Annotated in this window: 8 protein-coding genes; 2 read left to right on the top strand and 6 right to left on the bottom strand. The window is 74.3% G+C overall.

What is annotated here, in order from left to right:
* The 3 genes from E1266_RS32125 to E1266_RS32115 form a co-directional block, all read right to left on the bottom strand.
* Window positions 1-905, bottom strand: a 905-nt coding sequence (locus E1266_RS32125) for a HAMP domain-containing sensor histidine kinase (RefSeq protein ID WP_132053509.1), incomplete at its 3' end; no start/stop codon positions are given.
* Window positions 902-1600 (bottom strand): response regulator transcription factor, encoded by a 699-nt coding sequence (locus tag E1266_RS32120; RefSeq protein WP_132053507.1) that lies wholly within the window; start codon window positions 1598-1600, stop codon window positions 902-904. The genes E1266_RS32125 and E1266_RS32120, both read right to left, overlap by 4 nt.
* A gap of 141 nt (window positions 1601-1741) precedes the next feature.
* Window positions 1742-2239 carry a DUF5666 domain-containing protein gene (locus E1266_RS32115; protein ID WP_132053505.1) on the bottom strand — a complete coding sequence of 166 codons (498 nt, stop codon included), beginning with the start codon at window positions 2237-2239 and terminating at the stop codon, window positions 1742-1744.
* A gap of 90 nt (window positions 2240-2329) precedes the next feature.
* Between E1266_RS32115 and E1266_RS32110 the strand changes: the two genes are divergently transcribed.
* Window positions 2330-3673 (top strand): flavin monoamine oxidase family protein, encoded by a 1344-nt coding sequence (locus E1266_RS32110; RefSeq protein WP_132053503.1) that lies wholly within the window; start codon window positions 2330-2332, stop codon window positions 3671-3673.
* Here E1266_RS32110 and recQ read toward each other — a convergent pair.
* A complete protein-coding gene (gene recQ / locus E1266_RS32105; protein ID WP_132053502.1) occupies window positions 3670-5499 on the bottom strand; it encodes a DNA helicase RecQ in 1830 nt (609 codons plus the stop codon). The two genes, E1266_RS32110 and recQ, sit on opposite strands and share 4 nt — an antisense overlap.
* Window positions 5500-5543: 44 nt before the next feature.
* Window positions 5544-6203, bottom strand: coding sequence for an HAD family phosphatase (locus tag E1266_RS32100; RefSeq protein WP_132053500.1), 660 nt, complete (start codon window positions 6201-6203; stop codon window positions 5544-5546).
* 217 nt (window positions 6204-6420) lie between these two features.
* Here E1266_RS32100 and E1266_RS32095 point away from each other — a divergent pair, with 217 nt between their 5' ends.
* Window positions 6421-6894, top strand: coding sequence for a hypothetical protein (locus tag E1266_RS32095; protein WP_207946041.1), 474 nt, complete (start codon window positions 6421-6423; stop codon window positions 6892-6894).
* Window positions 6895-6916: 22 nt separating this feature from the next.
* Here E1266_RS32095 and E1266_RS38420 read toward each other — a convergent pair.
* Window positions 6917-9225: hypothetical protein (locus E1266_RS38420; RefSeq protein WP_207946040.1), on the bottom strand; the 2309-nt coding region annotated here is incomplete at its 5' end.

Here is a 9225-nt window from a genome sequence, read left to right as displayed (position 1 = left end):
GGGCGGAGGGACGCCTCGCGGTCGAGGCGGGCCAGGTCGAGGAGGTCGGTGACGAGCTTGTTCATGCGGCGCGCCTCGTCCTCGATGCGGCGCATGGCGTCGGGCAGTTCGGCGGGGCCGAGGGCGCCGTGCCGGTACAGCTCCGCGTAGCCCTGGATGGTCGTCAGCGGGGTGCGCAGCTCGTGGGACGCGTCGGCGGCGAACTCGCGGACGCGGGCCTCGGAGCGGCTGCGCGCCCAGAACGCCTGCTCGATGCGCTCCAGCATGACGTTGATGGCGGCGGCGAGGCGGGCGGTCTCGGTGCGCCGGCCGGGGTCGGGCATCCGGGCGCGCAGGTCGCCGCCCGCGGTGATGGCGTCGGCGGTGGCGGCCATCCGGCTCAGCGGCAGGAGGCCGCGGCCGATCAGGGTGCGGCCGAGCAGGGCGAGCAGCGTGAGCAGGACGATCCCCGTGGCGATCTCGGAGAGCACCAGGTTGCGGACGGCGGAGTGCACCTGGTCGAGCGGGGACGCCGTGATGATGACGCTGTTGCGCCAGGGGCGGGCCACCGCTCGCAGTCCCGGGAGGGAGAACGGCTCGCGCGTGCGCGCGTGGGCGGCCAGCTCGTCCCGGCTGAGGCGCTGCACCTCGGTCACGGCGCGGCTCGGGTCCGGTTCCTCGGCGCTCAGCACGCTCACCTGGTTCGCGGGGCCGACCACCAGGACGATGAAGCGGGACGGTGCGACGCTCTTGGGCGGCTCGGGCAGGAGCCGTCCCATGCCGCGGGCCGGGGTGGCCTGGAGCTCCTGGTCCACCCGGTGCATCAGGTAGCCGTTCAGGACGAGCGCGCTGACCAGGGCCATGATCGCCAGCCCGGCGACGGTGACGGCGAGGAGGCCGGTGAGGAGGCGGGCGTTGAGCGTCATGGCCGCAGCGCGTAGCCCACGCCGCGCCGGGTGTGGATGAGCGGCGCGCCGAGCGGGTCGAGTTTGCGGCGCAGGTAGCTGATGTAGGTCTCGACGACCTGCGGGTTGCCGTGCTCCCAGCCCCACACTGCGGCGAGGAGCTGGGTGCGCGACAGCACCATGCCCGCGTTGCGCATCAGGTGCGCGAGCAGGCGGAACTCGGTCGGGGAGAGGTCGACGTCGACGCCGCCGCGCCGCACCGTCCACTGGGCCTCGTCCAGTTCGAGGTCGGCGACGCGCAGGACGCCGTCGGGCACGGGCGCGGCACCGCCGGACACGGGCGGGGCCGTCCGGCGCAGCACGGCCCGCACCCGCGCGATCAGGGACTCGATGGAGAACGGCTTGCCGACGTAGTCGTCGCCGCCGAGGGTGAGGCCGGTGACGGTGTCGGACGGGGTGTCCCGCGCCGTCAGGAAGATCACCGGGACCTGGTTCCCGTCCGCGCGGAGCCGCCGGCAGACCTCGAAGCCGTCCACGTCGGGGAGCATGACGTCCAGCAGGACGAGGTCCGGGCGCTCCTCGGCGGCGGCGCGCAGCGCCTTCTCGCCGGTGTCCGCGGTCGCGGTCGCGAAGCCGTGGAAGCGCAGCGCGACCTCGATGAGGTCGCGGATGTTGGCCTCGTCGTCCACGACGAGCACCCGCCTGCCCTCGCTCATCGGCCCCCGCTCGTGCGGCCCGTCGGACTCTCCGCGGGCGCCCTCGCCGCCGTCACCCGCCGGTCTGAAAATACCGTCTGCGGACGTGGCGGCACATGCATGCGAGCACCTCCCGGGAGGCGCCCGCACGCGTCGATGCCGTCAGTCCCGTACGCGGATGAGCTTGGCGGTCCGGGTGTCGCCGGAGCGTTCGCCCGCGATCCGGACCTCGTCGCTCTTCGCGAGGTCCTTGAGGGCGACGTCCTTGCGGTCTTCGCGGATCTTCGTGTCGCCGTTGGCGGTCCACGTCCAGGACGTCCCGTCGGCGCTCTTGACGGTCAGCGTCGTCGACGACAGGGCGGTGATCTCGCCGCGCTGGAAGGCGACGAGGCGGAAGCCGTCGCCGTCGCGGACGGTGGCCTCGCCGTGGACGCCCCGTCCGCCGCCCAGGCCGAAACCGTGCTCGCCGGGCCCGTGCAGGCCGGGACGGACCCGGCGGGGACCGTCGCGGAACGGGCGGTCCTCGCCCTTCTCGGACGGCTTCGCCGTGGGGGAAGGAGAAGGGGAGTCCGCGACGGCGGGAACGGCGACGTAGAGACCGAGGCTGAGGATGCCGGCGGCGCCCAGCCCGGCGATGAAGGATTTGCGGTCGGTTCGCATGGAACCCATCAAACCGAAGGCGCCTGGCAGAACACCCTGCGCGATCCTGGGAGAACCCTGGGAATCAGATGCAGCACGTATGGAGGGGACATGGCGGATGTCGCGATCGTGGGGGCGGGGGTCGCCGGACTGGTCGCCGCGCGTGACCTCGTCCGGGACGGGCACGACGTGGTCGTTCTGGAGGCGCGGGACCGGGTCGGCGGACGGCTGCTGAACGGCGAGCTGCCCGGCGGCGAGCCGATCGAGGTCGGCGGCCAGTGGGTCGGCCCCGGGCAGGACGCGGTGCTCGCGCTGCTCGACGAGCTGGGCCTGGCGACGTACCCGACGTACGACGAGGGGCGGCACATCGCCGAGATCGGCGGCACGCGCGACGAGTACACCGGCCGCATCCCCCACCTGTCCCCCGCCACGCTCGCCGACATCGCGCAGGGCCAGTGGCGCGTCGACCGGCTGAGGCGCGGCGTCCCCGCCGACGCCCCGTGGACCGCGCGGCACGCCGCACGCCTGGACGCGCAGACGTTCGACACCTGGATCCGGCGGAACCTGCACACCCGCGGCGGCCGCGCGTTCATGCGGCTGATCACGCAGGCGGTGTTCTCCGCCGAGGCCGCGGACCTGTCCGCGCTGTGGGCGGGGTTCTACATCGCCGCCGCGGGAGGGCTCGACCCGCTCATCGAGACGACCGGCGGCGCCCAGCAGGACCGGGTCTCCGGCGGCTCGCAGCGGATCGCGCTCGCGCTGGCGGACGAGCTGGGGGACCGCGTCGTCCTGGACTCGCCGGTCACGGAGATCGAGTGGGCGGACGACTCCGTCCGGCTCCGCACGCCGTCGCGGGAGGTGCGGGCGCGCCGCGCGATCGTCGCCGTCCCGCCGACGCTGGCCGGGCGCATCCGGTACACGCCGGGGCTCCCGGGTGACCGGGACCAGCTCGTCCAGCGCCTGCCGATGGGGCGGGTCATCAAGGTCAACGTCGGGTACGACGAGCCGTTCTGGCGCGCGGACGGGTACAGCGGGCAGGTGACCAGCGCGAACCGCCCGTTCGGGATCACGTTCGACAACACCCCGGAGGGCGGCGGGCCGGGCGTGCTGGTCGGGTTCCTGGAGGGGCGGCACGCCGACATCGCGGCCCGCCTGCCCGCCGCGGAGCGCCGCGCCCAGGTCGTCGCCGACCTGGTCGGCTACTTCGGCCCGCGGGCGGGGGAGCCCGTCGCCTACATCGAGCGGGACTGGGCCGCGGAGGAGTACTCGCGCGGCTGCTACGGCGCGTTCGCCGCGCCCGGGACGCTGACCCGGTTCGGCCCGGCCCTCCGCCGGCCGGTCGGCCCGCTGCACTGGGCGGGCACGGAGACGGCGACGAGGTGGGCCGGCTACATCGACGGCGCCGTCGAGTCGGGCCACCGCGCCGCCCGCGAAACGGCCCGTGGCGGGGGCTAGTCGGCGGACGTGAGGGTCTCCAGGACTTCGGTTCCGTACTTGGCGAGCTTGTTCTCGCCCACGCCGTTCACGCGGCCGAGCTCGGTGAGGGTCGTCGGGAGGGCCGTCGCGATCTCGCGCAGGGTCGCGTCGTGGAAGATGACGTAGGCGGGGACGCCCTGCTCCTTCGCGGTCGCGGCGCGCCAGGCGCGGAGCCGCTCGAAGGTCGGCATGGCCTCGGCCGGCAGCTCGACGGGGGCCTTGCGGTCCTTGGCGGCCTTCGCCGCCTTCGGGGCGGGACGCTCCGGTTCGCGGCGCATCATCACCTTGCGTTCGCCGCGCAGCACGGCGGCGCTCGCGTCGGTCTGCACCAGCGTGCCGTGGTTGCTCTCGACGGCGACGAGGCCCTGCGCGAGGAGCTGCCGGACGACGCCGCGCCACTCGCCCTCGCGCAGGTCGGTGCCGACCCCGAACGGCTTCAGGGTGTCGTGGTCGAACTGGATGACCTTGGCGTTCTTCTTGCCGAGCAGGATGTCGATGATGTGCCCGGCGCCGAACTTCTGGCGCCGCTCCCGGTCGAGCCGCACGATCACCGACAGGACCTTCTGCGCGGGGACGGTCGCGTCCCACGACTCGGGCGGCGTCAGGCAGGTGTCGCAGTTGCCGCACGGCTCGGCGGACTGGCCGAAGTAGTTCAGCAGCTGGACGCGGCGGCACTCGACCGTCTCGCAGAGGGCGAGCATGGCGTCCAGGGCCATGGCCTGGCGGCGGCGGAACGCGGCGTCCCCCTCGCCGCCGTCGATCATCTTGCGCAGGTTGACGACGTCCTGCAGCCCGTAGGCGAGCCAGGCCGTGGACGGGAGGCCGTCTCGCCCGGCGCGGCCCGTCTCCTGGTAGTAGCCCTCGACGGACTTGGGCAGGTCGAGGTGGGCGACGAAGCGGACGTCGGGTTTGTCGATGCCCATGCCGAACGCGATGGTCGCGACGATGACGAGGCCGTCCTCGCGGAGGAAGCGCGCCTGGTTCGCGGCGCGCGTCTCCCCGTCCAGGCCCGCGTGGTACGGGAGCGCCTCGATGCCGTTCTCGGTCAGGAACGCGGCGTGCTTCTCCACCGAGTTGCGGGAGAGGCAGTAGACGATGCCCGCGTCGCCCTTGTGCTCGGTCTGGAGGAGGCGGAGGAGCTGCCGCTTGGCGTCGGTCTTCGGCTCGATCCGGTACTGGATGTTGGGCCGGTCGAAGCTCGCGACGAAGTGCTTGGCGTCCTCCAGCTGGAGGCGGGTGGCGATCTCGCGGCGGGTCGCCTCGGTGGCGGTCGCGGTGAGGGCGATGCGCGGGATGTCGGGCCAGCGCTCGTGCAGGCCCGACAGCATGAGGTAGTCGGGGCGGAAGTCGTGCCCCCACTGCGACACGCAGTGCGCCTCGTCGATGGCGAACAGGGAGACGTCGCCGCGGTCGAGCAGCTCGACGGTCGAGGCGGACCGCAGCCGCTCGGGCGCGAGATAGAGCAGGTCGAGCTCGCCGGTGACGAACTGGGCCTCGACGACGCGGCGCTCGTCGAGGTCCTGCGTGGAGTTGAGGAAGCCCGCCCGGACGCCGAGCGCCCGCATCGCGTCGACCTGGTCCTGCATGAGGGCGATGAGCGGCGAGATGACGACCCCGGTGCCCTTCCGGACGAGCGCCGGGATCTGGTAGCACAGCGACTTCCCGCCGCCGGTCGGCATCAGCACGAGGGCGTCGCCGCCGGACGCGACATGCTCGACGATCTCCTGCTGGCCGTCCCGGAACGCGTCGTACCCGAACACGCGCCGCAGGACGTCGAGGGTCTCCGGGATCTCGGGGGAAGGCATCGGCCCATACTACGAGCGGCCCCCGCCGCCCGGCCCCGCGAACGCTACTTGTGGATGACCGCCACCCGGTCCGGGGTCACCTCGTCCAGGCCGTCGGCGACGTACGCGGCCAGGGCCAGCGCGTCGGGCGCGGGCGGATGCGCCGGACGCGGGATCGCGATGACCGTCATCCCGGCGGCGTGCGCCGAGCGGATGCCGTTGGCGGAGTCCTCGATGGCGACGCAGTCGCCGCCGGATACGCCGAGCTGGGCGGCCACGGCGAGGTATCCGTCCGGCTCGGGCTTGCCGCGGTCGACCTCCTCGGTGGAGACGGTGGCGCGGAACAGCCCGGCCACGCCGAGCTTGCCGAGCACGAGTTCGATGAGGGCGCGCGGGGACGAGCTGGCGAGGCCGAGCGGGCGGTAATCGGCCATCCGGCGGACGGCGTCCTCCGCCCCGGGCAGCAGCGGAAGCTCCTCCTCGTACCGCTGGAGCATCTGGTCGATCACCTCGTAGGCGACCTGCTCCGCGGTGACGCCGTCGATGAGGTCGGTGGCGAGGTAGTCGGCCCACTCGTTGGTGCTCATGCCCATGAGGCGCTCCTGGGTGTCGGGCAGCCAGCGCCCGCCGCGGTCGGCGACGTACGCGCGCCGCACCTCCTCCCACATCGGCTCCGAATCGATCAGGACGCCGTCCAGATCGAACACGATGGCCTGCACGGGCATGGGTTCCTCCCTGGTCTCGGCAGCGCCGGTCTCGGTAGCGTGCGCGCCTCCGGCCCGACCACTACCCGATGCGGTCGACAGGGAACGTTGCGCATCGGTTCGGACGAATACCCTCTGACCTGTATTTATCCGTCCAATGCGGCATGATCCAGTTTCAGTCTGGCATGGTGGACACCCTCCGTACCCCCTCCGGAGTCACTGCAGAGGAGATCTGCCCATGGTGTTCCTCGGTTTCCTGCTGGTCGCGGCCGCCATCCTCGCCGGGGTCGGCGTCGCCCTTGACAACGCCGAAGCCGCGAACCTCGTCCTCTTCGGCCAGACCGTCCCCGGCGTGAACGAGCAATGGCAGGTCTTCCTCGCCGGCGCGGCCGTCGCCCTCGTCTTCTTCTGCGGGATGGCGCTCACCTTCACGGGTGCCGCGCGCCGCATCCGCACCCGCCGCGACATGCGCGACCTGCGGGAGGAGCACGAGGAGTCGCTGACCGCGCTCGTCGCGGAGAAGCGCCGCCTGGAGCGGGAGCTCGCCCAGGTCCGGCAGGGCCCCGGCGCCGCGCGCCCCGGGCCGGCGGCGCCCCGTCCGGCTGGCGACACCGGGCCGATGCCCCGCCGGGAGCCGGCCGCCGCAGCCCCGGGCGTCCGCGTCGCGCCGAAGAACCCCGGCGCCTCCCCCTTCTTCAGCCGCAACGACTGAGGCTCGTTCGCGAAGAGCCGGTTCAGCCGTCCTCGACCAGGCGGGGCGCGGCGGTGCCGGCGCGTTCGAACGGGCTGGTCTCCAGCCTGCCGGACGGCGCCCCCGCGTACTCCCGGTAGGACGGCGGACGAGAGTCCGGCGCCCCCACCAGGACCCACCGGCGCGCCCGGACGGCGCCGATCAGGAACTCGCCGTCGGTCACCTCGCCCGCGTCCGCGACGATCAGCGCGTCGAACTCCTCGTCGCGGGCGCTGACGCCGATGCCCGCCGGCGTTCCGACGACGACGTCGGCGGTGCCGAGCAGCACGTCTCCCCCCGCCGGCCGCCCGCCGTGCAGGTAGCCGGTGAGCAGCTCGATCCGGGCCATCGCGCGCCGCTGGTGCGCCGGGACGACCTCCGGGTCGGCGGCGGGATCCGAGCCGCAGACCTCCCTGACCTGCTCCCGCGACAGCTCCTCGGTCCGCCGCGCGGCCGCCAGATCGGTGTCGCGGGCCGACATCTCCGCGGCGGCCTCGGCCGTCCGGCGCTCCAGCGCCGCCTCCGTCTCCGCCGCCCTGGCCTCGGCCTTCTCCGCGTCCGACCGGGCCCGGGCCGCCGCCGCGAGAGCCCGCTCGCGGGACGTGCGGGCCGTGTTCACCCGGTCCTCGATCACCTGCGCGGCCTGCTGCGCGGCGCGGGCCCGCATGGCGGCCTGGGTGGCCCGCTCCACGGACTCCGCCGCCAGCCGCGCCTGCTCCCGGTGCTCGGCGCCCGCCGTCTCCCGCTCCGTCGCGAGCCAGGCCAACTCCGTGGTCAGCCGCTCCTGCGCCTCCTGCGCCGCCGCGAGCCGCGCCCCGCCCTCCGAGACGAACGACGCGAGCCCCCGCCGGATCCGCTCGGCGTTCTCCGCCGCGTCCTTGGCCTCACGGGCCCGCTTCGCCGCCTCGTCCGCCTCCCGCGTCCGGGCCTTGAACTCGGCGCGCAGGCGCTTCAGCTCGGACGGCGGCGACGCCACGTGCAGCCGCTGGCCGAGCGTCATCCTCCGCCGCACCGCCGCCAGCGCCGACTCCGCCGCCGCCAGCCGGTAGTAGGCGGCATGCCCTTCGGCGGCCTTGTCCGCGTCCGTCGCCGCCAGCCGGTGGGACTCCTCCGCCGCGTGGGGCAGCGCCTCCTGCGCGCGCGCCAGCTCGTCCGTGAGGGACGCCTCCGTCTCCCGGGCGGCCTGCAGCTCGGACTGCGCGGTCTTGGCGCGCTCGTCCATCTGGACGCAGCGCGCGTAGGACGCGTCGGCCGTCCGCGTCAGCGCGTTCGCCTCGGTGGCCGCCTCGTCCGCCTCCGTCCTGAGGCGCTCCGCCTCCGCGCGCGGCCCGGTGAGCTCCTCCTCGGCCTCCCGCTGGACGACGGCGAGCCGCTCCGCCTCAGCCTCGGCCTCCTCGGCGGCCTGCCCGGCGGCCGCCACCGTCTTGCGGTACTCCTCGATCGCGCGGGCCATCGCGGCCCGCTCGGCCTCCAGCTCCTCGCCGCGCCGCACATGCTCGGCCTCGACGGACCGCAGCGCCGCCGCGTCCCTGGGCCACTGCTCCAGTGACATCAGCCCGCGCCGCAGGAAGCGGATCTCCGTCTCCCACGCCTGCCGCCACGCCTCTCCCACCGGCCGCAGCGCGGCCGACCGGACCCTCGCCTCCGGTGCGGACGGACCCTCCTCCGGGACGGCCGGCTCCGCGATGGGCAGCGCGGGCAGCGGCTCGACCCGCGTGACCGCCGACGGGCTCTCCTCCGGCGTCCCGGACACCGGCCTGAACTCGACCGTCTCGCTGGACCTGGACTCCCGCACCGGCGGCGCCGCTCGGACGGCCTCATCGTCCACCGGCGGGAACGCCTGCGTCTCCACCGAATCGGCCTCCGCCGTCGCCGGACGCGTCTCGACGAGCAGCGAGAAGACCTCGGGGTCCTCCTCCAGGCCGCGCAGCAGTTCGGCCGCCCGCTCCGGCGTGGGCGCGACGAGCAGCGCCCGCCCGTCCGCCGCGGCCAGCTCCCGCACCAACCCGCGGATGACCTCGTTCCCGTCGTCGCTCTGGATGAGCCGGAGCTCGTCCGTCTTCTCCAGCGCCCCGGGCGCGACGAGGAACCGCGAGAGCACCTCCCAGTCCCCCGCGACCCGCTCCTCCCGCAACGCGCGCAGGGCCGCCATATGCGGCCGCCAGCCCACCGGCGGGACGTCCTCGGGCACGTCCCGGAGCCGCGCGTCGATCCGCTCGTAGAACTCGGTCAGCGGCCCGTAGACACTCTCGACCAGCTCAAGCCCGCCCCACCCTTCCGCGACGACCTCGGTCCCCAGCGAAGGAGTGGCAC

The sequence above is a fragment of the Actinomadura sp. 7K534 genome, from assembly GCF_004348575.1.
Classification (GTDB): Bacteria; Actinomycetota; Actinomycetes; order Streptosporangiales; family Streptosporangiaceae; genus Spirillospora; species Spirillospora livida.
Note: the sequence above shows the minus strand (reverse complement) of the source record. Positions and strands in the feature narration are given on the sequence as shown.